Here is a 26,360-nt window from a genome sequence, read left to right as displayed (position 1 = left end):
ACTAGTCCCGACAGGAAGGACGCCCGTTGAGTACGAAGGCCCCCGGCGCACCGCCGCCGTTCACCCTCTGGCGCGAGGTCCTGACCGCCTACGCCATGCCCGCCCTCATGGCCGGCCTCGGCGGCGTCGCGACCCGCCGGCCCGAGCTGACGGTCGCCGCCGTCACCACGATCGCCGGCACGTCCGCCGTCGTCGCCGCCGCGATCGGCGCCCGGCTGCGGCACCGCCCTGCCCACTCCTGGGCGGCCCGCGCGCCCCGCGTCCTGGTCGCGATCGTCCTCGCCGCAGGCGCAGCCGCCGTCACCCTGACCCTCGGCCTCGCGGGCGCGCACTGGCTGCCCCGGATACCCGCCCTGGCCGACCGGGCGTGGCCCAGCCGCCTGCCCGTCGACCTGCCGGTCTCCTCGGCGATCGCCGCAACCCTCATCACCTTGCGCTGGCGCGCCGGCCGCCCACGCCGCACCCCCCAGCACCGGGCCGCCCCACCCGCCGCAAGCCCCCACCCCGCAAGCCCGCACCCCTCGACCCCGCACTCCGAAAGGCGGACCGCATGATCGCCATCATGGGCGCCGCAGGCACCACCGGCGGAGCCGCCCTCCGCAGCCTCGCCGCCCTGGGCGCGCCGACCCGCGCGCTCAGCCGCGACCCCGCCCGCCTGGCCGCCTCCCTCGACGAACGGACCCGCACCCTCACCCAGCCGGTCTTCGCCGACGCGGCCGACCCCGAGTCGATGCACACCGCGCTCCGGGGCGCCCACCAGCTGTTCCTCACCATGGCCAACGGCCCCCGCCAGGTCGAGCACGAACTGCACGCCATCGACGTCGCCAAGGAGTGCGGCGTGGAGCACATCGTCAAGATCTCCGCCCCCGCCGCCGAGCCGTGCTCCCCCGTCGCCGTCTCGCGCGGCCACCACCGGATCGAGGAGCATCTGCGCGCCTCCGGCGTCACCGCCACCGTGCTGCGCCCGTACGCGTTCATGCAGAAGCTCCTGCTGCTCTCGCCCGGCATAGCCGCGGCCGGGGTGGTGCACGGCACGATGGGGCGGGCGCGCTGCAACTACATCGACGTCCGGGACATCGGCGACATCGCCGCGGACGTGCTCACCCGGCCGGAGCTGGCGGGCGGCACGTACGAGCTCACCGGCGGGCGGGCGTACAGCTACCCGGAACTGACCGGGCTGCTCGGCGAACTGCTCGGCTGGCCGGTCCACTACGTCGACCTCTCCCCCGACGAGCTGCGCGCCCACCTGGTGACGCGGGCCGGGATGCCGGGCTGGCTGGCCACGCACGTGGTGGAGATCCAGCGGCTCGCAACGATCCGCCGGGAGGAGCCGGACCCGACGATCACCCGCCTGACCGGGCGCGCCCCGCGCACCCTGCCGGCCTTCCTGGAGGAGAACCTGCCCCTCTTCCGCTGATTCCCCCGATCCTCTCCGCAGGCACGGCGGGCCCGAACAGCGGCCGGGAGGGCCGAAATCCCGGGCCCGCCACCCGAACGGAGCACTGTGCGATGTGGCATGCCTCACGATGCCGATCGAAACTTGACGGTCAGTCAAAATAACTGACGTTCAGTCACATAGGCACCACCACGACACAGTTAATGACTGATGTTGAGTCAGATTCAGTCACTGATCGCCAAGTTGCCTCGACTACCGGCCAGTACAGAACCCGTCACCGACCGCACCCCCGGGCTACCATCGGTCGGTTGTCTACTCCAGCCCCGGAGTGGAACGGGGCGAGGACGAGGAGCGACGGGCTGCCATGACAGGTGAAACGAACCAGCCGGTTGAACCGAACCAGCCGGAGCAGAACAGCACGCCAGGCCAGGCCCTGTTCCCAGGCCGCCCGGCCCCCGCACCCCGCACCCTCGTCGACATCCTCGACACCACCGTGCGCGCCCACCCCAACGAGCCCGCCCTCGACGACGGCCGCACCGTGCTCAGCTACCGCGCGCTCGCCGCCGAGGTCGAGCAGCTGCGCCGCCGCCTCACCGCCACCGGGATCGGCCCCGGCGACCGCGTGGGCGTGCGCGTCCCGTCCGGAACCAACGACCTGTACGTGTCGATCCTCGCCGTCCTCGCGGCCGGCGCCGCCTACGTCCCGGTGGATGCCGAGGACCCGGACGAGCGCGCCCAGCTGGTGTTCGAGGAGGCCGCCGTCGCCGCCGTCCTCGGCGCCGGCCGCGCCCTCACCACCACGACGGAACGCCGAGGCACAGCGGAACGCCCGGACACGGCGGAACGCCGGAGCCCGGCGGAAAGCCGCCCCACCCCCGCCGACGACGCCTGGATCATCTTCACCTCGGGCTCCACCGGCCGCCCCAAGGGCGTCGCCGTCACCCACCGCAATGCCGCCGCCTTCGTCGACGCCGAGGCCGCGCTCTTCCTCCAGGAGGAGCCGATCGGCCCCGGCGACCGCGTGATGGCCGGCCTGTCCGTCGCCTTCGACGCCTCCTGCGAGGAGATGTGGCTGGCCTGGCGGCACGGCGCGTGCCTGGTGCCGGTGCCCCGCTCACAGGTGCGCAGCGGCGCCGACCTCGGCCCGTGGCTGGCCGACCAGGAGATCACCGTGGTCTCCACGGTGCCGACGCTGGCCGCGCTGTGGCCGGCCGAGGCGCTCAACGAGGTGCGGCTGCTGATCTTCGGCGGCGAGGCCTGCCCGCCCGAGCTGGTGCAGCGGCTGGTCACCGAGGGCCGCGAGGTGTGGAACACCTACGGCCCGACCGAGGCGACCGTGGTCGCCTGCGCCGCCCTGCTGACGGGCGAGGGCCCGGTGCGGATCGGCCTGCCGCTGGACGGCTGGGACCTCGCCGTGGTCGACGAGGCCGGTGAGCCGGTCGCCCCCGGTGGCACCGGCCAGCTGGTGATCGGCGGCGTCGGCCTGGCCCGCTACCTGGACCCGGAGAAGGACGCCGAGAAGTACGCGTCGCTGCCCTCGCTCGGCTGGGAGCGCGCCTACCGCAGCGGCGACCTCGTCGAGGCCGACCCGGCCGGGTTGCTGTTCCTCGGCCGCACCGACGAGCAGATCAAGCTCGGCGGGCGCCGGATCGAGCTCGGCGAGGTCGACGCGGCGCTCCAGGCGCTGCCGGGCGTCGCGGGTGCGGCGGCCGCCGTCCGCACCGCGCGCGGAGGCAACCAGCTGCTGGTCGGCTACCTGGTCGTGCAGGACGGCTTCGACCGCGAGCAGGCCGTCGAGCGGCTGCGCGCCGAGCTGCCGGCCGCACTCGTCCCGCTGCTCGCGCCGGTCGACACGCTACCCACCCGGACGTCCGGCAAGGTCGACCGGGGCGCCCTGCCCTGGCCGCTGCCCGACCTGGAAGCCGCCGGGCCCGCCGAGCAGTTGTACGGCACCGAGGCCTGGCTGGCCGAGCAGTGGTCCGAGATCCTCGGGGTCACGGTCAGCGGCCCGCGCGACGACTTCTTCGCGATCGGCGGCGGCAGCCTGGCCGCCGCCCGGCTCACCACGCTGCTGCGCACCCGCTACCCGAGCGCGGCCGTCCTCGACATCTACCAGCACCCGACGCTGCGCAAGCTCGCCCGCCACCTGGAGCGCACCGCCGCCGACGGGGGCGAGGCCCGGATCGTCACCCTGGTGCCGACCAGGGCCAAGCTGCTCCAACTGCTCCTGATGGTGCCGCTGTTCACCGTGGTCGGCCTGCGCTGGACGGTCGCCCTGCTGGCCGCCGGCAACCTGCTCTCCCACCTCGGCGACTACCCGTGGGCCCCCACCGCCTCCTGGTGGGCGGTCGGCGCGGGCGCCCTCGCGCTGTACACCCCGGCGGGCCGGCTCGCGATCGCGGCCGGCGGCTCCCGAGCGCTTCTGCGGGGCCTGCACCCGGGCAGCTACCCGCGCGGCGGCAGCGCCCACCTGCGGCTGTGGGCCGCCGAGCGGCTCGCCGAGGTGAGCGGCGCGACCGAGCTGTCCGGGGCCTGGCTGGTGCGTTACGCCCGCGTGCTGGGCGCGAAGGTCGCGCCCGAGGTGGACCTGCACTCGCTGCCGCCGGTCACCGGCATGCTCAAGCTGGGCCGGGGCTGCGCGGTCGAGGCGGAGGTGGACCTGTGCGGCTACTGGCTGGACGGGGACCGGCTGGAGGTCGGCCAGGTCAAGGTCGGCTCCGGCGCCGTGGTCGGCACCCGGTCGACGCTGCTGCCGGGCGCCAAGGTCGGCAAGCGCGCCCAGGTGGTGCCGGGCTCCAGCGTCACCGGCCAGGTACCGACCGGCCAGCGCTGGGGCGGCGCGCCCGCCGTCAAGCTGGGCCGCGCGGAGCGCGTCTGGCCCAAGGAACGGCCGGTCCGCCGGGCCCGCTGGGCCTCGATGTACGGCGCCAGCGGCGCGGCGCTGAGCCTGCTGCCGGTGCTGCCGGCGGCCGCCGCCCTCACGCTGCTCGCCCTGTTCGTCCGCCCCGGCGACGACCTCGACACGGCCGTGCGCGGCGCCCTGCTCGGGCTGGTGCCCGCGACCCTGGCGTACGGCGGGGTGTACGCGGCGCAGCTGGTGGCCGCCGTCCGGCTGCTGAGCATCGGCCTCGTGCCGGGGGTGCACCCGCTGCACGGCCGGGTCGGGTGGCAGGCGTGGACGGTCACCCAGCTGATGGACCGCGCCCGCGAGGTGCTGTTCCCGCTGTACGCGGGCCTGGTCACGCCGCTGTGGCTGCGCGCGCTCGGGATGCGGGTCGGCCGGGGCGCCGAGGTGTCCACGGTGCTGGCGCTGCCCAGCCTGGCGACGGTCGGTGACGGCGCCTTCCTCGCGGACGACACCCTGATGGCGCCGTACGAGCTCGGCGGCGGCTGGGTGCGCCTCGGGGAGGCGAAGGTCGGCGAGCGGGCCTTCCTCGGCAACTCGGGGATGACGGCGCCCGGGCGGGCCGTGCCCAAGCGGGGTCTGGTCGGGGTGCTGTCGGCGACGCCGGAGAACGCCAAGAAGGGCGGGTCGTACCTGGGCATGCCGCCGATGCGGCTGCCGCGCGCGGCGGACGAGGCGGACCAGAGCCTCACCTACGAGCCGCCGGCCCGGCTGCTGTGGGCGCGCGGACTGGTCGAGCTGGGCCGGCTGCTGCCCGTGCTGGCCTCGGGGGCGCTCGGCGTGCTGACCGTCGCGGCGCTGTCCTGGCTGGCCGGCTCCTCGGCGCTGCTGGCCGCGGCGCTGTCGGGCCCGGTGCTGCTGGCGGCCGGCGGCGTGGCCTGCGCGGTCGCGGTGGTGGCCAAGTGGGTGCTGGTCGGCCGGTTCCGGGCGGTCGAACACCCGCTGTGGAGCGGCTTCGTGTGGCGCAACGAGCTCGCCGACACCTTCGTCGAGGTGCTGGCCGTGCCGTGGCTGGTCGGCGCGGTGCCGGGCACGCCGCTGCTGAACCTGTGGCTGCGCGCGCTCGGCGCGCGGGTCGGGCGCGGCGTGTGGTGCGAGAGCTACTGGCTGCCGGAGGCCGACCTGGTCACCCTCGGGGACGGGGTCAGCATCAACCGGGGCTGTGTGGTGCAGACCCACCTCTTCCACGACCGGATCATGCGAATGGATACTGTGGTCCTCCGCGAGGGCGCCACCCTGGGCCCGGGCGGGATCGTGCTGCCCGGCAGCACGGTGGGCGCGCGCAGCACGCTGGGCCCGGCCTCGCTGGTGATGCGCGCCGAGTCCGTCCCCGCGGACACGCGGTGGCTGGGCAACCCCATCGAGGCGTGGCAGACCACGTCATGACCGACTACCACCCGCGTCCCTCGTGACCACCCGTCCCGCATCACCATCCGTCCGCACCACGTCATGACCACCCGTCCCGGCCCGCAGGAAGCGCACGACCCCGTGAAGCCCAAGCACGTCCCGGCGCCCCCCGGAGCCCCGGACCCGTACTTCCCGAACAGCGGCGACCACCGCTACCGGGTGCACCGCTACGAACTCGCGCTGGACTACCGGCCCGGCCCCAACCGGCTCGGCGGCTCGGCCCGGCTGAGCGCGGTCGCGAACGCGGTGCTCGCCGAGTTCGCGCTCGACCTGGCCGACTTCCGGATCGGGCGGGTGCTCGTGGACGGCAAGGCCGCCCGCTACACCCACCGGGGCGGCAAGCTGCGGGTCCGTCCGGCGAAGGCGCTCACGGCGGGTGCGGCGTTCACCGTCGAGGTGCACTACAGCGGCAACCCGCGCCCGGTGCGCAGCCCGTGGGGCGGCCTGGGCTGGGAGGAGCTGACGGAGGGCGCGCTGGTGGCCAGCCAGCCGGTCGGCGCGCCGTCCTGGTTCCCGTGCAACGACCGGCCCGCGGACAAGGCGACCTACCAGATAGCGATCACCACGCCGTCGCCGTTCACGGTGGTGGCGAGCGGGCGGCTGCTCACCCGCACCACCCGGGCGTCCAGCACGACCTGGGTGTACGAGCAGAGCGCGCCGACCCCGTCGTACCTGGTGACGGTGTCGATCGGCCACTACCGGCCGGTGCCGCTCACCGAGCGCCCGGTGGTGCCGCAGACCGGGTACGTGCCCGAGCGGCTGGTGGCCTCCTTCACCCGCGACTTCGGCCGGCAGCCCGCGATGATGGCGTACTTCACCGAGGTGTTCGGGCCGTACCCGTTCGGCGAGTACGCGGTGGTCGTCGCGGACGAGGAGCTGGACGTCCCGGTGGAGGCGCAGGGCGTCGCCACCTTCGGCACCAACCACCTCGGGGGCGGCTGGGAGCGGGAGCGGCTGATCGCGCACGAGCTCGCGCACCAGTGGTTCGGCAACAGCGTCACGATCGCCGACTGGCGGCACATCTGGCTGAACGAGGGCTTCGCCAAGTACGCGGAGTGGCTCTGGTCCGAGCACGCGGGCGGCCCCGCCGCGGCCACCCACGCCGCCGCCGCGCACTCCCTGCTGGCCGGGCTCCCGCAGGACCTCCGGCTCGCCGACCCGGGCCGGAAGCTGATGTTCGACGACCGGCTCTACCAGCGCGGCGGCCTCGCCGTGCACGCGCTGCGGTGCGCACTCGGCGATGGCGCCTTCTTCGGGATGCTGAAGGACTGGACGAGCATCCACCGGCACGGCGTCGTGGCCACCGCCGACCTGGTCGGGCACGCCTCCCGCTACACGGAGGGGTCGCTCACGGAGCTGTTCGACGCGTGGCTGCACCGGCCCGAACTCCCGCCGCTGCCGGGCTTCCCGGAGTCCCGCCACTGGAAGCCGAGCCTCAACCGCTTGTACGGCCGTTCCTCGCGGGACCGTTCGTCGCAGGACCGTTGATCACCGGAGACGCTCGCCGGACTGGACTACTGTCCGTCCATGAGCAATCCGGAAAACCACATGACCGACCTGTCCGACGAGCTGCTGTCCAGCACCCGCCGCGCCCTGTTCCACCGCACCGCCGTGGCCCAGGCCGAGGGCCGGACGCCCTCCCTGGTCGCCGCGGTGGTGCGCGGCGGCCGCCTCGTCTGGAGCGGGGCCCGCAGCATGGTCGACGGGCACGCGCCGACCCCCGACGTCCAGTACCGGATCGGCTCGCTCACCAAGACCTTCGTCGCCGTCCTGGTCCTGCGGCTGCGCGACGAGGGCCTGCTGGACCTCGCCGACCCGCTCGCCCGCCACCTGCCCGGCACCCCGGCCGACGGCGCCACCCTCGCCCAGCTGCTCGCGCACTCCGGCGGACTCGCCGCCGAGACGCCCGGGCCCTGGTGGGAGCGGACCGACGGCGCCCTGCGGCCCGCCCTCGGCGACCTGCTCGAAGCGCGGAACCCGCTCAAGCACCCGGCCGGACGCCGCCACCACTACTCCAACCCCGGCTACGCCCTGCTCGGCGCGCTCGTCGAGAAGCTGCGCGGCGAACCCTGGGGCGAGGTGCTACGGCGCGAGGTGCTGGCCCCGCTCGGCATGGACCGCACCACGCTCCTGCCCGAGCATCCGCACGCCGGCGGCTTCGCCGTCCACCCGTGGGCCGACGTCATGCTGCCGGAGCCCCTCACCGACACCGGGCTCATGGGCCCGGCCGGCCAACTCTGGTCCACCGCCGCCGACCTGGCCCGCTGGGCCGCCTTCCTCGCCGACGGCGACGAGAAGGTGCTCCGCGGCGACACCATCGCCGAGATGCGCCGCCCGGCCGTCGGCCCCGACAACCCCGACTGGACCACCGCCTACGGCCTCGGCTTGCAACTCATGCGCCACAACGACCGGGTGCTGTACGGGCACAGCGGCTCGATGCCGGGCTTCGTCGCCGGGCTCTGGGTCAGCGAGCGGGACGGCCTCGCGGCCCTCGCCCTCGCCAACGCGACCAGCGGCACCAACACCCCGCTGCTGGCCGCCCAGTTGATCGCCATCACCGCCGAGCACGAGCCGCGCCTGCCCGAGCCCTGGCGCCCGCTGCGCGAGGTGGACCAGGACCTGCTCGCGCTCACCGGCCCCTGGTACTGGGGCGCCGCGCCGCACGCGCTGCGGCTCACCGCCGACCGCGGCCTCGAACTCGGCCCGCTGAACGGCGGCGGGCGCAACTCCCGCTTCCGCGCCGAGCCGGACGGCACCTGGACCGGGCTCGACAACTACTACGCCGGCGAGACGCTGCGCGTCGTCCGGGCCGCCGACGGCACGGTCGGCCACCTCGACCTCGGGTCCTTCGTGCTCACCCGCGAGCCGTACGGACCGGCCGACGCCGTCCCGGGCGGGGTCGAGCCGCAGGGGTGGCGGGCGTACTGACGGCGTCCGTCCGCTTCCACCCCCACCCGTAGAGCATCGAACGACCCGCAGGTGCCCGGCAGATGACCGCCCGGGCACGGGTGGTCCCATTCAGCAGCTGCACATCTGCCCTCCGCCGAACGGCAACGTGGATTCCAGCCGACCCGGAGAGACATACAGTGACCGGTTCGCGCCCATGCCCAACGGGTGCGAACCGGGCCGGTGCCACGAGAACCGCGGCACCGCCGCCCGTGCTGCCCTGGAGGGTCCGCCATGACCACCGTCCCCACGTACACTCCGACCGCAGTCGCCCCCACCCACGACACCCCGGCGGTGCCCGCCCCGCGCCAGGCTCCCCGACCCGCGCCCGCCTACACCGTCTCCCTCGCCCGCGACGAGGACGACGTCCGCGCCGCCCAGCGGCTGCGCCACCAGGTGTTCGCCGACGAGCTCGGCGCCGTCCTGCACAGCCCGGTCGCCGGCCTGGACGTCGACCCCTTCGACGAGCACTGCGATCACCTGCTGGTCCGCGAGGGCGAGGACGGCGCCGTCGTCGGCACCTACCGGCTGCTGCGCCCCGAGGCCGCCCGCCGGGCCGGACGGCTCTACTCCGACGGCGAGTTCGACCTCTCGGCGCTGGCCCCGGTCCGCCCCGGCCTGGTCGAGGTCGGCCGCTCCTGCGTCAGCGCCGACCACCGCGGCAACGGCGCCGTCATCAACCTCATGTGGGGCGGCATCGCCCGCTACATGGCCGAGACCGGCAACACCTGGCTGGGCGGCTGCTGCTCCGTCCCGCTCGACGACTGCGGCGCCACCGCGGCCCGGGTCTGGGACACCGTCAGCGCCAAGTACCTGGCCCCCGCCGAGTACCGCGTCACCCCGCACCGCCCCTGGGGCGCCACCGGCGTGCCTCGCGCCGAGCGGGGCGCGCTGCCCGCCCTGCTCCGCGGCTACCTGCGACTCGGCGCCTGGGTCTGCGGCGAGCCCGCCCACGACCCGGACTTCGACTGCGCCGACCTCTACGTGCTGCTGTCGCTGGAGCGCACCGACCCGCGCTACCTGCGGCACTTCCTCGCCGGCGTGCCCGGCCTGCCGTCGGGCGCCGCGAAGTGAGTGAGCGGAGCGAACTCACCATCGAGAGGTGCGCGTTGCGCGAAGCGCTCGGCGAGCGGTGGGGGTCCCCCCGGCCGGCGGCTGGGGGAGAGGCGGGCGCATGAGTGTCTGGCTCCCCACCGCGCCCTGCCGCCCGGAGACCTGCCTCGTCGAGGCCTCGCCGGAGGTCCCGCACCTCCGGCGGGCGCTGCGGCTCGCGGTCTGCCTGGCGGCGGTGCTCGTGGGCATCGCGCTCACCCTGCCGGTCCGCTTCCTCCCGCACGAGCCGCGGGACCGGATGATCCGGCTGTGGGCCCGCACGCTGCTGCGCTCGCTCGGGGTCACCGTCCACCTCGACAAGCCCACCGGCGCGGTCGGCGGCGGCATGCTCGTGGTGGCCAACCACGTGTCGTGGCTGGACATCCCGCTGATCGCCGCCGGGCGGCCGGGCCGCTCGCTGGCGAAGACCGAGGTCCGGCGCTGGCCGGTGCTCGGGCCGCTGGTCGCCTGGGGCGGCACGGTGTTCCTCGACCGGGACCGGCTGCGCACCCTGCCGGACACGGTCGAGGCGGTCGCCCGGGAGCTGCGCACGGGCCACCCGGTGATCGTCTTCCCGGAGGGGTCGACGTGGTGCGGGCGGGAGAGCGGGCGGTTCCGTCCGGCGCTCTTCCAGGCCGCGGTGGACACGGGCGCCTTCGTCCAGCCGGTGACGATCCGCTACCGGCTGGCGGACGGCCGGCCGACCAGCGCGCCCGCCTTCGTCGGCGACGACGGGCTGCTCACCTCGCTCGCCCGGGTGGTCGCGGTGCGCGGGCTCGTCGCCGAGGTGACGTTCCTGCCGCCGATCCCGGCCCCCGAGCCGCAGCCCACCCGCTGGGGCGCGCGGCGGGAGCTGGCCCGGGCGGCGCAGGCGGCGGTCGAGGGGATCAGGTGAGACCCGCCCGGTGACGTCGTCACCGGGCGTGAGCCTCGGTGTCGGATACGGGAGTGTGCTCGCCGCCGTGCCCGGCGCCCTCGTTCACCGGCGGGGCGGCGACCGGGCGGGCCCGGCCGAGGAGCAGCGCGACCAGGACGGCGACGACGGCGAGCGCGCCCGCGCCGCAGCGCAGCGCGAGGTGGACGCCGTCGACGAAGGCGCCGTCCACCGCCGCCCGGACCGGGGCGGGCAGGGCGTCGGCCGCCCCCGCGCCGTGCCCGGCCGCCCCGGCGGGCGCATCCGCGATCGGGCCGACGGCGCCGGCCGGGACTCCGAGCCGGTGCAGGGAGGCGGTGAGGGTGTCCGTCATCCGGTTCGTCAGGATGGCACCGAGCACCGCGATCCCGAGGACGCCGCCGAGTTCCCTGAGCGTGTTGATGGTCGCCGAGGCCATCCCGGTCTCGGCCGGGGGCACCCGTTGCAACACGGCGATCGACACCGGGGTGAACGTCATCCCCATGCCGAGGCCCATGGTGAACAGCGTCCACAAGTACTCGACGTAGTGGGCCCGTTCACCGTGGAAGGACAGCCCGAAGAGACCCACCGCGCACAGCGAGACACCAAGCACGAGCGGCAGCCGGGGACCGTACGTGCTGGTCAGGCGGCTGGAGAGCGGCGCCGCGAACACGATCATCGCGGTCATCGGCAGCCCCGCGTAACCCGCGTCCGAGGGGGCCCAGCCGAGCACGCCCTGCATGAGCAGTGGCAGGAAGAACAGCGCGCCGAACATCCCGAAGCTGACCATGAATCCGCTGAGCAGCGCGCCGCACAGCGCCCCGTCGCGGAACAGCCGCAGCTCCAGCATGGGCTGGGACAGCCGCAGTTCGAGCGCCAGGAAGCCGGCGAGCAGCACGGCCGCGGCGGCGCCGCAGGCGAGCACGCGGGTGTCGGTCCAGCCGCGGGACGGCCCCTCGATCAGCGCGTAGACCAGCGCGCCGAGGCCGGCCGCGGACAGGGCGAGGCCGCCGAGGTCGATCCGCCGGGGGCGCGGGGCGATGTCGGGGAGCACCCGGGCGGCGAGCACGAGTCCGACGAGGCCGATCGGCACGTTGATCCAGAACACGCTGGCCCAACCGAGGTGTTCGACCATCGGACCGCCGACCACCGGGCCGACGGACAGGCCCAGCGCGGAGACGCCGGACCAGGTGCCGATCGCCCTGGCCCGCTCGCGCTCCTCGGTGAAGACCGTCCGCAGGATGGCGAGGCTGCCCGGGGTGAGCAGCGCGGCGCCGACGCCCTGGAGCATCCGGGCGGCGACCAGCACCTCGATCGTCCCGGCGAGCGCGGCGACGGCGGAGCCGGCCGTGAACAGGGCGAGGCCGAGGCGGAACACCCGGGTCCGGCCGTAGCGGTCGCCGAGTGCGCCGCCGGTGAGGACGAGCGCGGCGTAGACGAGGCTGTAGCCCTCCGCGACCCACTGCAGGCCGCTGATGCCGGCGTCCAGGTCCTGCCCGATCCGGGGCAGGGCGTTGTTGACGATGACGTTGTCCAGCATGGACATGAACATGGTGACGCAGAGCGTCAAGAGCGCGAGCCGCTTGCGTCGCGCGCCCGGCTCCCCCGGCTCCTTCATCGGACTTCCCTCCAGACTTCCGCCCCTAACGGCGTTAGGGGCTGCAATGGCACGCCAAGACTGCCCCTGACACCGTTAGATTGCAAGCGGGATATCGTGAGGACCCCGGGAGAGTGCCGGAACGGCACCGGACGACCCGGTCCGACCACAGGAGGCGTCCACACACCCATGCCGGAGAACGAGGGCACCACACCGGCGCTGACCAGGGAGGCGCTGGCGCAGGCGGCACTGAAGGTCCTGGAGCGGGACGGCCTCGCGGGGCTGTCGATGCGCAAGGTCGCCGCCGAGGTCGGCGTGAAGGCCGCCTCGCTGTACTGGCACGTGCGCAACAAGGAGGAACTGATCGACCTCCTCAACGACGCGATCATGAGCAGGGCCGAACCGCCGCCGCGCGAGGGCGGCTGGCGCGAGCAGCTCCACGCGTACTGCCTGCGCCACCGTCAGCTGCTGCTCGACAACCGCGACGCCGCCAAGGTCGTGGCGGGCCGGATGGGCCTGGGCCCGCACATGCTCGCGATCCTGGAGGACCAGCTCGACCGCCTCCGCGAGGCCGGCTTCTCCAACGCGGACGCCGCGATGGTCACCTACCTGCTCGGGACCTTCGTCCAGGGCTTCGTCCTCCAGGAGCAGGCGCCGATCTCCGCCGCCGAAGCCACGGGCAACAGCAGCCGGCGGGACGCCGTGGACGCCGCGGCCGACCGCTTCCGCTCCCTGCCCGCCGACGAGTTCCCCACCCTGGTCGAACTCGCCGGCGACCTCACCGAGCCCGACATGGACGCCCGCTTCGAGTTCTGCGTCGCACGGGTCCTCGACGGCCTCGCCACCCTGCTCCCCCCGGAGCTGCGGTAGTCGCGCGGCCCGCAGGACGCCTCGTTCGCGACCAACAACTTCCACGCCTTCCGAGCCGCGCTCACGGCCCGGAAGACCGGCGTCAACGGCCAGGTCTTCGGCGCCCCGACCGCCGCCTACTACTGGCCCAGCGCGACCATCCGGGGGTTCGCCGCCGTCTTCCTCTCCCACAAGCTCGTCAACCTCGGCATCTGCGGCCTCCTCGCACTCTGCGGAATCCTCGCCTCGCTCTGACGCCGTACGCCGTTCACGACTTCGGGTCCTGGCCACCGCTGCGGCCGGGACCCGAAGTCGTACTTCTCCCCGTGCTCCCGGGCGGACGGTTACGGCTGGCGGCACCAAACCGCGGTCGGGCGGTCCTCGCGCAGCAGGTCGTCCTGGTGGTTGCCGCCGTGGTTGATCATGATGACCCGGTACTTGTCCTGGTGGAACACCCACTGCCAGTGCTGGCCACCGCTCGGGTCGTCCCTGCCGGGCACGGCCAGGAAGGCGTCCACCCGCGTGACGCCCTCCAACGAGCGCCAGAGGCTGAGCTGCCGGTCGTCCCGCTGGAGCCGGTCCGGGTACGCCCGGCCGGAGCGGCCGATGGAGATCAGCCGGTAGCGCTGGCCCGCCGGGGTGTTGTGGAACACCCAGTACCAGTGCGAGCCGTCCCCGGCGGGCCGCATGTCGGGGACGGGCAGGAAGGCGTCCACGTGCGTGACGGGAGTCGTCCCGCCGAACGAACTCCACCTGCTCACCGGCTGGTCCTCGGCCACCACCCGGCTCGCGTACGGCTCGGAGGCGTCGATCGAGACGTAGCGGTAGACCTGGTCGCCTCCCACGGTGTGGAAGACCCAGTAGTCGCACTTCCCGCTGACGCCCTGTTGGTCGAACACCGGGAGGATGGTGTCGATCTGCGTGACGCCCTTCAGCGCGGGCCAGGACGCGTACGGCCCGACGTTCCTGACCACGACCCCGGTGCGGTCGTCGACCGTGCCGGTGGTGAGCTGGCGGACCTCGGTGCTCCCGGTGCCGATCAGACGGATCGTGCCCTGCTGGAACGTCCAGTAGCGGCCGTCCACGTCGGGCAGCGGCAGGACGCAGTCCATCGGAAGGTTCTGCGCCACGACCGGCTGCTTGCTCTCGTCGACGGGCTCGCCGTTGAGTCGGCCCTGGGCGAGCCGGCGCAGCGTGGTGATGGAGGGGGTGAAGCAGTAGAGCGCACCACGGGTCTGGACGAACGGCCGGAAGTCCAGACCCGTGGTCGCCCGCTCGCCCGCCGGGGACCGGCCCTCCCAGCTGACCCGGCCGTCGTTCACGGTGGCGAGCTGGCCGCTGACCAGCGGGTCCGGACCGGGCTTGGCCGCGCGCCCGGGCGGGAAGTCGGGGTCGTTGATCCAGTTGGCCTGGATGAACTCGAACTGGGCCACCAGGTCGGCCTGGTAGCAGACGAAGAGCAGGCCACGCTCGGCGTCGGGGCCGTACTCGGGGATGTCGCTGGTCGGGTCGAAGGGCTTTCCGTAGGGGGCACCGCGGCGCATGATCCGGCGGGCGTCGATGAAGGCCTCGTCGACCGGTACGCCGTCGGCGAGTCCGGCCCGGGGGTTGGTCTTGCGCAGGTGGGAGAAGAGCGGGGTGATCAGGCCGTCGGGGTCGTCCGGGTCGCCCAGGTACTTGAAGTCGTTGTCCGATCCCGCGGCCGGGTCGCCGGGCTGCTGGTCGGGGTACTTGCACACCGGCGCGCCGTTGCGCCAGCGGCCCACCAGGCGGGCGGCGAACCAGTCCCGCCTGGTGTCCTCCGGCACCGCCTTGAGGTCCTTCAGCCGGCGCAGCTGGGTGTCGACCTGCGCCCACCAGCCTGCGACGTCCTGCTCCAGGCGGCGCACCACCTGGAAGGAGCCGTCGTGCATCCAGGCGGGAACGGTCTTGACCGCGGCGGTGCCCTGGTCGTGCGCCGAGGTGAGCTTCTTCCCGATGACGAACTCACCGGCCGGGATGATCCGGGTGCCGGGGTGCTTCTTCGAGTAGAAGACCTTGTCGGGATCCTTGCCGGTGGATCGGTTGGGGTCCGGCTCGTCGAAGCCCTCGACCTCCGGCTCGCTGACCCCGTCCTTGAAGCCGAAGTGCTCCTTGCCCTTCTTGTCGCCCGCGAGGTGCGTGCCCTCCTGCTCGTAGACGACGACCGCGCCGGCCTGGCCGACGGTCTGCTTCTGCTCCTTCACCGCGCTGTCGAGGCCGGCGGCGGTGTCGGAGGCGATGGTGAGCACCGCGTGGACGACGGGCTTGGTGGCGCAGCCGAACAGCCAGTGCTTCGGGTCGTTGTCGTCGGTGTCGCCGAGCGCGATCGAGCGGTTCGGGTCGGCCGGGCCCTGGATGAAGGCCTCCAGTGTGTCGCCGGTCCTGGCCTCGGCCTTCAGGAGGTCCGGCTGCCCGGTGAGGAACTGCAGGCCCTGGTAGGTGAAGCTGAGGCCCAGCCAGGTGGCCTTGAGCGCCGTCGGGTCGCTGCCGCCGGAGGCCTGGCGGGCTTCGCTGAAGGTCTCGTTGAACCTGGCGACCTCCTGGGTGGTGGCGATCTTGGGAGTGATCTTCTCCAGCCAGCTCCGCGCCGCCGAAGCGTCACTGAACTGGAGGAGGAGCAGTGTCATGTGGTCTTTCTTGAATCCGGCGAGGATGTCGCCCTGGATCTCGGTGTCTTGACGCAGGCTCAGGTCCGCCATGGATTGATCCGTTCGTCGGCTCCGTCGGGGTGGGGTCAGGTGTTGGGGGTCAGGCGTTCGGGGCCAGCTGGATCCACTTGGCCACACTGGGCACCCCGGCGTCGTTGAGCAGGAAGAGCATGTACCAGCCGGGAGGGGCGTCCGCGGCCGAGGCCGGGCTCTGGAACACGAGCTGGCTGCCCGCGCGGCTCACGAGCTTGAGCTCCAGGCGGCGCTGGCTGGTGTCCACCGAGTGCGTGGAGGTGATGGGTGCGAGCAGGACGGCACGGGCGGCCTGGGTCGGCGAGTTGGTGTTGATCCGGAACGTGGTGTTGTAGCCCACCGGGTCGGTCGGCGCCGTCCGGATGTCCGGGCGGCCACCGGGCTGGTGCAGGTACGGCGGCTCGTAGATCTCGATGGTGCCGTTGTTGCCGGCCTTGATGTCCGGGTTGTTGGCGATCTGCTGGAGCTCGTCTCCGGTGACCATGATCCGGCCGTCGGGCAGGATCACCGCGTTGGAGTGGTAGCCGCGCGGCAGCCGCTGCTTCGGGCCGAGGGTCCAGTTGCCGTCGGCGTCCCGCAGTTCGACCTGGCGGAACCTGTCGTCGGGAACGTTCGGGTTGTAGTCGCCGAGGCCGTAGTCGCGGATGCCGACGGCCCCGTTGACGGTGAACAGGTTGCCGTTGGGGAAGATGAGCGTGTCGTCCTGGGCGCGGCCGAGGTTCCTCGGCTTGTCCTTGGTCCACTGGCCGCCCGAGAACTTGAAGGTGTTGGGGTCCTTGTGGTTGCCGCCGAGGACGAGCACCGAGTCCGGGCCGTTGGTGCCGTTGGGCAGGGCGACGGCCGAGCCGTACAGGCGGGGGAAGCTGTCGGGCCGGCTGGGCAGTGAGTCGCGGGTCTCGTTCGCCGGGTCGAAGACGAACTGCTGGTCGGAACTGCGGCCGAACCCGTAGATCTTGCCGTCCCCGAGCGAGAACAGGTGCGGGTAGTCCATCCGGTACGGGGCGTCCGCCTTCCACTGGTCCAGCGCGATGTTGTCGGGCGCCTTCGACTTGTCGTAGGAGACGTCGGTGCCCTTGGCCGGGAAGCGTTCGATGACCGGGGTCGGGGTGCCGAAGCCGAGCTCGGACTGGCCGGACATGATGGTCTGCCGGCCGTCTGCTCCGGTGACCACGCTCGGGTACCAGCGGCCGACCGACATGTCCTGCTGCTGGTGCCAGGTCTCGGTCCACGGGTCGAAGACCAGGGCCAGCTTGGCGCCGGTGCCGCCGTTGCCGCCGAGGTTGCCGCCGAAGACGCCGACCATGCCGTTGGGCAGGTAGGAGTGGCCGGCGCAGAAGAACGGCGCGGGGCGCGGCTCGTCCAGGCCGTCCGGCATGTTGACGACCGGCGGCGGGACGGCCTTGAACTCGCCCGGGTCCGTGTCGTTGGTGGGCGGCGTCCACAGGTACGCACGGCCGGCGTTCTGGCTGCCGATGACGTCGGTGGGTGCGGTCTCCTTCTGAGGGTTGTCCTCGACGGACTCGAAGGAGAAGATCAGCACCTTGCCGGTGGGCAGCAACGCGATGTGGTCCGCGAACTCGGGCGAGGGGATGTACTGCTTGAACTGCCCGAACTGCGCGGGGTCGAAGGTGCTGTTGAACTCCCCCTGCGTCCTGGTCAGCATGTTGAACCGGTTGGTGCGGGTGGTCTGCGGGTAGCCGGTCTGGACGGCCCGAAGACCGATCCGGTCCCGGGCCATCGCCTCTGCGGCCGGGCGTCCGAACGCGGCGACTTCGGCGGCACGGACCTCGCCCCGCACCTGCTCGTCGGTGATGCGCAGCCCACGGTTCCCGGCGAAGGGGCCGGTCGCTGCGAAGGCGGCCGGAGCGGGGGAGGTCAGGATCGTGGTGGTCGACAGGGCGACGGTGACGGCACTGGCCGCCAGCACCGCCCTGAGTCTTCTGCGTGATGTGCTGCGTGAGGTACTGCGTGTCATGGGATTCCTCGCGACATGTCGGTCAGGGCTGCTGAGTAGCCAGTCGGGTGACGGCGATTCGAGGTCAGTAGAGCACGCTTGGTAGTCGTTCGTTTGCAGACACCCCAGCATTCCCGGGATCGATTGCCGACACACCGTTACCGTGTGTATTGCCTGACGGATCATCACCACCGTGCTGGAATGTCCGCGAACCCCACCCCGGACCTCAGGAGTGACACGTGCCCAGCAAGATCAGGATCGCCATGGCCGTCGCCGCGGGAGTTGTCGTTCTCGCCGCCACGAGCGGCAGTGCGGCGGCGACCCCGAGCCCCCTCGCGCCGCAGGCGGTGGCCGGCCCCACCATCCAGGGCGGCGCCGACGGCAAGCCGCACGAGCTGCTCTGCCCGCCCGACGAGAGTGTCTACGGCGGCGGATTCAGCGTGACGCCCGGCGAGAACCGGAGGCTTGACCGCCATCCGACCGACGTGCTGGAGAGCCGCCCCAACGACGACGCCACCGGCTGGATCGTCGCCGTCCGCAAGGACGACTGCCCGCCGGAGGGTGGGAAGGGCGAGCCCAGGCCAGCGAACCTCACCATCCGCATCGTGTGTACCGACGGCGAGAACAACACCAGCCTCGGCGGCTGACGCCCCTCGCCGGTCCCGACCGTCAAGGACCGGATCGGGCGGCTTCAACGACTCGATCCGGTCCCTCATCGCAGCTCAGTCCGTCGGACGCGGGCCGAGGATCGCGCACGTGGTCGTGGCATGTGCGTACAGCTTGCCGTTCTCCGCGCCGATCACCCGGGCCTCGGCGGTGGCCATCGTCCGGCCGAGGTGCATCACCTCGCCCTCGCAGCGCAGCAGGCCCGAGTCGGCGAACACCGGGCGCACCATGTGGACGTTCAACTGGGTGGTCGTGTAACCGAGTCCGGCGGGAAGGCGGCTCAGGACGGCGCAGCCGAGGGCCGAGTCGAGCAGGGTGGCGAGGAAGCCGCCGTGGACGGTGTTCATCGGGTTGTACAGGTGGTCACCGGGCTCGCCCTCGAACACCGCGAACCCCGGCTTGGCCTCGGCGAGGTGGAAGCCCAGCGTGCTGCAGATCGAGGGCTGGATCCGGCCGGCGATGATCTCCTGGAGGATCTCCTCGCCGGTCAGGTGTGCGTAGGCGGAAAGGGGCGGACCGGCTGTCCACGTGTGCGTGCGGGTACGCAGTTCCCCGTTGACCAGCGGCTTCCGCCCGTCGGTCACGACCTCGTGATTCGTCATGGGATCAACCTGCCTTGTTCCTGGTTTCCGCTCAAGTGCCGCCCGGCACCGGGAACTCGGTGCGGTCACGGCCGCCCCGGGATGGCGGTCCACGCCATCTCGGGCCGGTGAACGACGGTCATCCGCCACAAGGACCCGGTGTACGGGAGGCGCCACACTGCACGGCATCCACGCCACTCCTCCCCCACCCAGGAGTCCCCGATGGCCGTCCTCGCCATCCTCGCCCGCACCTCCACCGTCGCCCTGCTGAGCGGCGGCCTCACCTACGCGCTCCGATCGGGCCAGAACATGGGCTTCTGGAACACCTTCGTGACGCACACCCTGCAGCAGACCGGCCCGGGGGACCACGCGCTCGCGGACGGGCAGTGCCGAGCGCCACATCCGCCGCCACCTCTCACGATCGCAGTCCCGCGAACAGGTCGGTCTCCGGCAGCTCGCCCGCGGCCGGTACGAGGCTCCGGGCGAGGTGGTAGTCCTCCGTCGGCCAGACCTCGCGTTCGACGTCCCGCGGGTGGGCCATGAACGCGACCCCGGGCTCGACCTGGGTGGCGTGCGCGAGCATCGCGGCGTCCCTGACCGCGAACTGCTCGGCGCACGCTATCCGCGTGGTGGTCGCGAGGGCGGGCGGGGTGTCCGGCCAGTCGGCGAGCAGCTCGCCCATGGCCGAGGGGACGTCCCGCTCCGTCATCGCGTCGTGCATGGTCTGGAACCAGGCCCGGGAGAGCGCCAGGTGGTAGTAGAGCTTCGCCGCCCGCCACGGCTCCCCCACCCCCGGGTGGCGGCCCGGATCGGCGGCGGCCTCGAAGGCCTCGACCGAGACCCGGTGCGTCATCACGTGGTCCGGGTGCGGGTACCCGCCGGTCTCGTCATAGGTGATCACGACGTGCGGACGGAACTCCCGGATCAGGGCGACCAGCGGGGCCGCGGCCACCTCCAACTCCTGTGCCGCGAAACAGTCGTCGGGCAGCTCCTCACCGGGCCCGGGCATTCCGGAGTCGGTGAAGCCGAGGAACTGCTGGCGCACGCCGAGGATCTCGCGGGCGGCGGCCATCTCCTCGCGCCGGATCCGCGGGAGGTCGGCCCACACCTCGGGACGGTCCAGCGCCGGGTTGAGGACGGAGCCGCGCTCGCCGCCGGTGCAGGTGGCCACCAGGACGTCGACGCCCTCGGCCGCGTACCGGGCGAGCGTGGCCGCTCCCTTGCTGGACTCGTCGTCGGGGTGCGCGTGGACGGTGAGCAGGCGGAGTCCGCCGGGGTGCTTGGTGAACATGGGTCCTCCGTGAGGTGTTGGTCAATGAGGTGGGCGAGTGAAGGCGCTGTCCGGTTCCCGGCCGGACCGTCAGGCCTGCTTGCGGGTGCCCGGGTAGAGCAGCGCGGGTGCCGTCGCGAGGGCGGAAAGGGCCAGCACCCACCAGAAGGTGTCGCCGAATGCCGCGGCCGGGTGCCCCTGGTGACTGGTCCGGGCCTGCTGGAGGACCAGCGTCAGCACCGCGGTGCCGAGCGCCCCGCCGAGCCGGTTGAGCACGTTGACCGCACCGGCGGCGGCCGGCACCTGGGCCTTCTGCACGCTCGAGTAGACCGCCGCCATCCCGGGGATGAGGATGATCCCCATGCCCGCGCCGCGCAGCGCCAGGGAGGCCGCCAGCACCCAGTCCGCCGGTCCGTCGCCCGCACCGAGCCGGGTGAAGGCGAGCGTGCCGACCAGCGAGCAGGCGATGCCGATCAGGATCAGCGGGCGCGGTGCGAGCCGGTCCGCGATCCGGCCCGCCAGCAGCGAGGTGACCGCCGTGCCGAGCGCCTGCGGCGCCAGGAGCAGCCCGGCCTCCACCGTGCCGGCGTGCTCCACCTGCTGGTAGTAGAGCGGCACCAGGAACATCGAGCTGTACAGCGCCGCGCCCTGGAGGAAGGAGTTCGCCGTCGCGACCGCGAAGCCGCGCCGCGCGAAGAGCCGCAGGTCGATCAGCGGCGGTCGGCCCTCGCCCGGGGCCGGCCGCAGCGCGTGCCACCCGTACGCGAGGAGGAGCAGCGCCCCCGCCCCGGCCGCCACCGGGCCCGCCCAGCCGCCGTCACCGATCACCGACAGCCCGTAGACCAGCCCCGTCAGGCCCGGGGAGAGCAGCGCCAGCCCGGCGATGTCCAGCCGCAGAGGGGCCTGCTCGGGACCGCCCGCCGACGGGAGCCAACGAAGCGCCAGCAACACGGTGAGCAGCCCGACCGGGACGTTCAGCAGGAACATCCAGCGCCAGCTCAGGTGGTCCAGCAGCACACCGCCGAGGACCGGCCCGAGCACCGGCGCGAGGCTGATCGGGAGCAGCAGCGCGCCCATCACCCGCCCGATCCTGGACGGCCCGGCCGCCTGCACCATGAGCGTCTGCCCGAGCGGCTGGATCATCCCGCCGCCGATCCCCTGCAGGACCCGGAAGGCGATCAGGCTGCCCGTCGACCACGACAGCCCGCACAGCGCCGAGCCGAGGACGAACAGCCCCACCGACGCGAGCCACGCGCGCCGGGCGCCGAACCGCCCGGCCGCCCAGCCGGAGAGCGGCATGACGAGCGCTATCGCCAGCAGGTACCCGGTGGACACCCATGGGACCGCCGCCATCGAGCTGTGCAGGTCGCGGGCGACGGAGTCGATGCCCACGTTGACGATCGTGGTGTCCAGCAGGGCGAGCACCGGGCCGAGCGCGAGCACCGCGCCCGTCTTCATCAGGCCCGGCGGCAGCGGCTCCCGCTCGGCGCTCCCCCGACCGGCGCCGCCCCGACCGCCGCGGACGGCACTTCCCTCCGTCAGTTCCCTTTTCGCCGTGAAGACCTTGGCGGTCATGGCCCCTCCCCGAGGTTCGAAGTCGTGTCCTGAGTCGTGTTTCCGACGGCCGATCCGACCGCCGGGGAAGAACTTAGGTCGAACCCACGGATTGGGTCAAGCATAATTTCTGTGCCCGACCCAGCGAACTGCGCTAGGCTCCCCCCATGACCGACACCAGCCCGAACCTGCGCGAGCTCAACAAGCGCCGCACCCGCGAGGCGATCTCCCACGCCGCGACCAGGCTCTTCATCGACCGCGGCTTCGAGCGGACCACCATCGCCGAGGTCGCGGCGGCCGCCGGCGTCGCCAAGATGACCGTCACCAACCACTTCCCGCGCAAGGAGGACCTCCTCCTCGACCTGCACGAGGAGATCGTCTCCAGGCACGCCCGGGCGGTCGCCGACCGCGCCCCCGGCGAGTCCGCCCTCGCCGCACTGCGCCGCGCCTGCCTGGCCGAGATCGACCGGCACGATCCCGCGCTCGGCTTCTCCGGCGAGGCGTTCGCCCGCACCATCACCGAGAGCCCCGCCCTGACCGCCCGGATGCGCGAGCTGCACGAGCAGAGCGAGACGGCGCTCGCCGCCGCCCTGGCCGAGGCCGTCCACGCGATACCCGGCGACTTCGAGAGCCGAGTGGCCGCCGGGCTGCTCGCCGCCATCCCCCGGGCCGTCTCCGCCGAGGTCTTCCGCCGCACCCTGGCCGGCGAGGACCACGGGGCCATCACGGCAGCGGTGCGCCCGTCCGCCGCCCGCGCCTTCGACCGCCTGGAGGGTGCGCTCGGCGACTTCGCCGTCCGGGCCGAGGTCTGAGCGCCGATCGGCGAGGCCCCACAGCCGGCCCGAACGCCCGTTCCCCGATCGCCACTTGACGAAAGGTTGACCTGTTCACGGCAGAAAGTTGACGCCCGCCGCCCCTATCGTCGGCCCATGCCCCCACAGCCCATCAGGCCGACGACCCTGCCGGTCCTCCCCTACCGCAAGCCCACCCGCGGCCGGGATTACTGGGTCCTGGACAACGTCCTGCCCGACCCGAACGCCGTCCGCGAGCGCGTCCTGGCCCGCAACGACTGGACCGAGGGCTACCCGCACCGCCCGGAGACCTGGCCCGGTCTGCGCACCCTGCCCGGCCTGGAGCCCGACGAGCTCGCCCGCGTCGAGGCCCTGGTCCGCAAGGCCACCGGCGCCTCCCGGCTCTGGGTCCAGAGCACCCCGGGCGGCGGCACGCTCAACCACAACTGCGTCCAGGTCGTCGGCGCCGGCGAGTCGGAGTCCCGCCCGCACACCGACTCCCGCGCACTCTGCCGCTACGCCGCCGTGCTCTACCTGAGCCCCGGCGCTCCCAAGGACGCCGGCACCAGCTTCTACCGGCAGCAGTTCCCGGGCGGCCGGCTCGGCGGCAACCTCGTCAACGCTCCGCACAACAACCTGGTGGAGGCGCTCGGCACCCGCCATGTGCCCGCCGACCACTTCACCGAGGACGTCCGCGTCCCCAACCGCTACAACCAGCTGCTCCTCTACCACGCCAACCTCATCCACAGCGCCACCGGTTACTACGGCACAGAGCTGGCGGACCGCCGGATGACGGCCGTCTTCTTCTGGATGGCCTGACCGAACGGCGCACGCCCGTCCCATGGATCCCCAACGAGTCCTCCTGCTCGACGTCGCCCCCGGCCCGCTCCTCGACCGCGAGTTGCAGCGCCTTACCGGCCACGGACTGGCCGTCACGCTCAACCTCCGGCGCGTCGGCGACCGCGCGGGCGCCCGGGCCGCCTGGTCGGACCGGGTCGAGTTCACCGATCTCGACCCGTTCGACGAGGCGGCCCTGATCGCCGAGTTCCGCCGCGGCCCCGGCTTCGACGCGCTCAAGTCCCGTGCGGGCGTCCCGCTGCGCGAGGCGTTCCTCGTCGCGGCGACGGACCCCGAACGGCCCCACCCGCTGCGGGTCATAGGCCGCGCCGGAGCCGGCACCGATCACGTGGACCTGGCAGCCGCGGCCCGCCACGGCGTCACCGTCACCCACACCCCGGGCTCCAACGCGAACGCCGTCGCCGAGTTCGCGCTCGCCCAACTGCTCGCCCTCACCCGGGATCTGGCCGCCCACAACGAGACCTCCCACCGCGGCACCTGGGGTGCGCCCGCCACACCGCCGCGCGAGCTCTCCGAACTCACCCTCGGCATCGCCGGAATGGGCCTCATCGGCACGGCGCTCGCGACACGCGCGTCCGCCCTCGGGATGACCGTCCGGGCACACTCCCGCCGCCCGACCGCACCACCGGTACAGCACGTCCCGTCCCTCGACGCCCTCCTCGCCACCAGCGACGTCGTCTCCGTACACCTCCCGCTCACCCCGCGGACGCGCGGGCTGATCGGCCGCCGCGAACTCGCCCTGCTGCGACCGGGATCGATCCTCCTCAACACCGCCCGCGGCGAAATCATCGACGAACAGGCGCTCGCCGACGCCCTGCGCGACCCCCTCCACCCCCTCGCGGCCGCCGCCGTCGACACCTTCGCCCACGAGCACGCCGCCTTCGCCTCACCACTGTTCGGCCTGCCCAACGCCCTGCTCACCCCGCACATCGCGGGCATGACCCGAACGGCCATGGCCGAAGCCGCCGTTCGCTGCGCCGACCACCTCGCCGCCCTGCTCACCGGCCGCCCCGAGGGTGTCCCCGTCGCGACCGTCCAGACAGGTGCGCCGTCCCTGAGGTGACACCGCCGGCACCGCAATGACCCGGCCACCACCCGACGCGCCGATGGCGGCGCCCCACCCGGCGAACGCGCCGCCATCGCACGGCTGTACCGACGTTCGGCGGAGCCAGCGGCATGGCGTTCGGCCTTCTCGCCCGGAGAACGATCACAGCCTACGAACCACCACTGTCACCGCCGGCTGTCGTACCGTCACCCCGAGCCCAGGACCACCGCCCCCGCGTGCGACAGGCTCGCCCTGGTCAGGGCCGCTGCCAGTCGGGCCGAATCGGCGGGTGGCACCAGCGCGGCCAGGGCTGACGAGGTGTCCGGTAGTCCGAGGAGCCGGGCCTCCGCCAGGGTCCGTTCGTCGAGGAACGGGCGCAGTGACGGCCAGACCGCCTGGACCTCGCGGCGGAAGATGGCGGAACCGACCGGACCGATCCGCGGGAACTCCCTCAACAGCTCGCCGATGCGCTCGCAGTCGCCGTCCGCCTCGTCGCGGAGGCGGCGCAGGTCGCCGTGCCAGCGGCGGAGGAGCAGCGAGGCGCCGTCCACCAGCGCGGTGGTGGTGCTCTCGTCGTACCGCACGTAGTGCGCCCGACCGAAGGCCGAGATGAGGACGCGCCGGTCGGCCCCGGTCACCCGCCGTGGCGTGTCGAGCCCGGCGGCGTACAGCTCGCGAGCCGCCGCTGTGGCGATCGACGCACTGATCCGTACGGAGCAGAGCACGGTCAGCACGAGGAGCCGGTACAGCGGGCCGGGCGTGTCGCGCAGCGTGATGCCCGCTTCCTCCGCGTACGTGGTGCCGTAGCGGGCCATGAGCGCCGCGACGGTCTCCCGTGTGTTCATCGCCGACCTCCCACCCCGGCACCTGCCCGGGTTGGCGGCCGCCACACCCGGGGAGGCTGATCCGCATGGACCAGCCCTCGCTCCCGGTCACCGGGACGACCACCGAGACCGTCCGCCCCGACTGGGCGGGGATCGACGAGCTCCCGACGCTCGCCCTGCTGCGCCTCATGAACGCCGAGGACCGGACCGTCCCCGTGGCCGTCGCCGGGCAGCTGGAGCGCATCGCCGCCGTCGTCGACCGGGTGGCCGAGCGGATGCGGCGGGGCGGGCGCCTGGTCTACGCCGGCGCCGGGACGGCCGGGCGGCTCGGGGTGCTCGACGCCGCCGAGTGCCCGCCGACCTTCGGCACCGGCCCCGGCCGGGTCGTCGGGCTGATCGCCGGCGGGCCGGCGGCCGTCACGACGGCGGCCGAGGGCGCCGAGGACCGCGCCGACCTCGCCGGGGCGGACCTGGCGGCGCTCGCGCTCACCCCGGCCGACACCGTGATCGGCATCTCCGCCTCCGGCCGGACGCCCTACGCGGTGGCCGCCGTCCGGTACGCCCGCGCGGCCGGTGCGCTCACCGTCGGCCTCGCGTGCAACCGCGGCTCGGCGCTCGCCGAGGCGGCCGACGTGGCCATCGAGGTGGTCACCGGCCCGGAGGTCCTCGCCGGTTCGACCAGGCTCAAGGCGGGCACGGCGCAGAAGCTCGTGCTCAACCTCGTCTCGACCGCCGTCATGGTCCGCCTCGGCCGTACGTACGGAAATCTGATGGTCGACGTCCGCGCCACCAACGCCAAGCTCCGCGAACGTGCCCGCCGGATCGTCGCCGAAGCCACCGGTGCCGCCGACGAGGACGTCCGCCGCGCCCTGTCCGCGACCGACGGCCGGGCCAAGGACGCGATCCTCGTCCTGCTCGCGGACGTCGACGCGCCGACCGCCGCCCGCCTGCTCGCGGACTGCGACGGCCGGCTGCGCGAGGCCCTCAAGCACACCTGAGAAGCCTCAGCCGAACTGCAGCTCCGCCCGCCC

Annotated in this window: 20 protein-coding genes and 1 pseudogene; 14 read left to right on the top strand and 7 right to left on the bottom strand. The window is 73.3% G+C overall.

Translation table 11 applies throughout. The features are described 5' to 3' along the window. The first annotated feature begins 26 nt into the window (after nucleotides 1-26). From ACWCXH_RS10440 to ACWCXH_RS10410, 7 genes are all read left to right on the top strand, one after another. Nucleotides 27-554 (top strand): hypothetical protein, encoded by a 528-nt coding sequence (locus ACWCXH_RS10440; protein ID WP_449800977.1) that lies wholly within the window; start codon nucleotides 27-29, stop codon nucleotides 552-554. Then, a complete protein-coding gene (locus ACWCXH_RS10435; protein ID WP_449800976.1) occupies nucleotides 551-1,417 on the top strand; it encodes an NmrA family NAD(P)-binding protein in 867 nt (288 codons plus the stop codon). Before ACWCXH_RS10440 ends, ACWCXH_RS10435 begins: the two co-directional genes overlap by 4 nt. A gap of 343 nt (nucleotides 1,418-1,760) precedes the next feature. Beyond that, a complete protein-coding gene (locus tag ACWCXH_RS10430; protein WP_449800975.1) occupies nucleotides 1,761-5,687 on the top strand; it encodes a Pls/PosA family non-ribosomal peptide synthetase in 3,927 nt (1,308 codons plus the stop codon). A gap of 63 nt (nucleotides 5,688-5,750) precedes the next feature. Beyond that, on the top strand, nucleotides 5,751-7,196 hold the full coding sequence (locus ACWCXH_RS10425) for a M1 family metallopeptidase (RefSeq protein ID WP_449800974.1): 1,446 nt from the start codon (nucleotides 5,751-5,753) through the stop codon (nucleotides 7,194-7,196). A 60-nt stretch (nucleotides 7,197-7,256) separates the two neighbouring features. Continuing rightward, entirely contained in the window at nucleotides 7,257-8,636 is a 1,380-nt protein-coding gene (locus ACWCXH_RS10420) for a serine hydrolase domain-containing protein (RefSeq protein WP_449801131.1), read from the top strand. Between the two features lie 252 nt (nucleotides 8,637-8,888). Beyond that, nucleotides 8,889-9,728 (top strand): GNAT family N-acetyltransferase, encoded by an 840-nt coding sequence (locus ACWCXH_RS10415; protein WP_449800973.1) that lies wholly within the window; start codon nucleotides 8,889-8,891, stop codon nucleotides 9,726-9,728. Nucleotides 9,729-9,828: 100 nt separating this feature from the next. Next, the gene (locus tag ACWCXH_RS10410; protein ID WP_449800972.1) at nucleotides 9,829-10,641 is read left to right on the top strand and encodes a lysophospholipid acyltransferase family protein; all 813 of its coding nucleotides are present in this window, start codon (nucleotides 9,829-9,831) and stop codon (nucleotides 10,639-10,641) included. 19 nt (nucleotides 10,642-10,660) lie between these two features. Here ACWCXH_RS10410 and ACWCXH_RS10405 read toward each other — a convergent pair whose 3' ends face one another. Beyond that, on the bottom strand, nucleotides 10,661-12,256 hold the full coding sequence (locus tag ACWCXH_RS10405; protein ID WP_449800971.1) for an MFS transporter: 1,596 nt from the start codon (nucleotides 12,254-12,256) through the stop codon (nucleotides 10,661-10,663). Nucleotides 12,257-12,424: 168 nt separating this feature from the next. Here ACWCXH_RS10405 and ACWCXH_RS10400 point away from each other — a divergent pair, with 168 nt between their 5' ends. After that, nucleotides 12,425-13,105 carry a TetR/AcrR family transcriptional regulator C-terminal domain-containing protein gene (locus ACWCXH_RS10400; RefSeq protein ID WP_449800970.1) on the top strand — a complete coding sequence of 227 codons (681 nt, stop codon included), beginning with the start codon at nucleotides 12,425-12,427 and terminating at the stop codon, nucleotides 13,103-13,105. 30 nt (nucleotides 13,106-13,135) lie between these two features. Beyond that, nucleotides 13,136-13,339: pseudogene (locus ACWCXH_RS10395) on the top strand (YdcF family protein); the annotation flags it as partial. A gap of 89 nt (nucleotides 13,340-13,428) precedes the next feature. Here the strand turns inward: ACWCXH_RS10395 and ACWCXH_RS10390 are convergent. Then, complete coding sequence (locus ACWCXH_RS10390; protein WP_449800969.1) at nucleotides 13,429-15,804, bottom strand: Dyp-type peroxidase; 2,376 nt, start codon at nucleotides 15,802-15,804, stop codon at nucleotides 13,429-13,431. A gap of 49 nt (nucleotides 15,805-15,853) precedes the next feature. Continuing rightward, nucleotides 15,854-17,761, bottom strand: coding sequence for a galactose oxidase-like domain-containing protein (locus ACWCXH_RS10385; protein WP_449800968.1), 1,908 nt, complete (start codon nucleotides 17,759-17,761; stop codon nucleotides 15,854-15,856). Between the two features lie 218 nt (nucleotides 17,762-17,979). Between ACWCXH_RS10385 and ACWCXH_RS10380 the strand changes: the two genes are divergently transcribed. After that, nucleotides 17,980-18,387 carry a hypothetical protein gene (locus ACWCXH_RS10380; protein WP_449800967.1) on the top strand — a complete coding sequence of 136 codons (408 nt, stop codon included), beginning with the start codon at nucleotides 17,980-17,982 and terminating at the stop codon, nucleotides 18,385-18,387. A gap of 75 nt (nucleotides 18,388-18,462) precedes the next feature. On the opposite strand, the gene ACWCXH_RS10375 is transcribed toward ACWCXH_RS10380, so the two are convergent. From ACWCXH_RS10375 to ACWCXH_RS10365, 3 genes are all read right to left on the bottom strand, one after another. Then, nucleotides 18,463-19,008 (bottom strand): PaaI family thioesterase, encoded by a 546-nt coding sequence (locus ACWCXH_RS10375; protein ID WP_449800966.1) that lies wholly within the window; start codon nucleotides 19,006-19,008, stop codon nucleotides 18,463-18,465. A 394-nt stretch (nucleotides 19,009-19,402) separates the two neighbouring features. Continuing rightward, nucleotides 19,403-20,278, bottom strand: a complete 876-nt coding sequence (mca, locus tag ACWCXH_RS10370) for a mycothiol conjugate amidase Mca (protein ID WP_449800965.1) — start codon at nucleotides 20,276-20,278, stop codon at nucleotides 19,403-19,405. Nucleotides 20,279-20,347: 69 nt separating this feature from the next. After that, entirely contained in the window at nucleotides 20,348-21,832 is a 1,485-nt protein-coding gene (locus ACWCXH_RS10365) for an MDR family MFS transporter (protein ID WP_449800964.1), read from the bottom strand. A gap of 146 nt (nucleotides 21,833-21,978) precedes the next feature. Between ACWCXH_RS10365 and ACWCXH_RS10360 the strand changes: the two genes are divergently transcribed. From ACWCXH_RS10360 to ACWCXH_RS10350, 3 genes are all read left to right on the top strand, one after another. After that, on the top strand, nucleotides 21,979-22,623 hold the full coding sequence (locus ACWCXH_RS10360) for a TetR/AcrR family transcriptional regulator (protein WP_449800963.1): 645 nt from the start codon (nucleotides 21,979-21,981) through the stop codon (nucleotides 22,621-22,623). 117 nt (nucleotides 22,624-22,740) lie between these two features. Beyond that, entirely contained in the window at nucleotides 22,741-23,421 is a 681-nt protein-coding gene (locus ACWCXH_RS10355) for a DUF6445 family protein (protein ID WP_449800962.1), read from the top strand. A 22-nt stretch (nucleotides 23,422-23,443) separates the two neighbouring features. Further along, nucleotides 23,444-24,523: an NAD(P)-dependent oxidoreductase gene (locus tag ACWCXH_RS10350; protein WP_449800961.1), complete on the top strand. Its 1,080-nt coding sequence runs from the start codon at nucleotides 23,444-23,446 to the stop codon at nucleotides 24,521-24,523. 188 nt (nucleotides 24,524-24,711) lie between these two features. On the opposite strand, the gene ACWCXH_RS10345 is transcribed toward ACWCXH_RS10350, so the two are convergent. Then, nucleotides 24,712-25,350, bottom strand: a complete 639-nt coding sequence (locus tag ACWCXH_RS10345) for an endonuclease (protein ID WP_449800960.1) — start codon at nucleotides 25,348-25,350, stop codon at nucleotides 24,712-24,714. A 65-nt stretch (nucleotides 25,351-25,415) separates the two neighbouring features. On the opposite strand from ACWCXH_RS10345, the gene murQ reads away from it, so the two are divergent. Then, nucleotides 25,416-26,327: an N-acetylmuramic acid 6-phosphate etherase gene (murQ, locus tag ACWCXH_RS10340; protein ID WP_449800959.1), complete on the top strand. Its 912-nt coding sequence runs from the start codon at nucleotides 25,416-25,418 to the stop codon at nucleotides 26,325-26,327. The last annotated feature ends 33 nt before the right edge of the window (nucleotides 26,328-26,360 follow it).

The organism is Kitasatospora sp. NPDC001660 (assembly GCF_053596725.1).
This window is presented reverse-complemented; position numbering and strand designations above follow the sequence as displayed.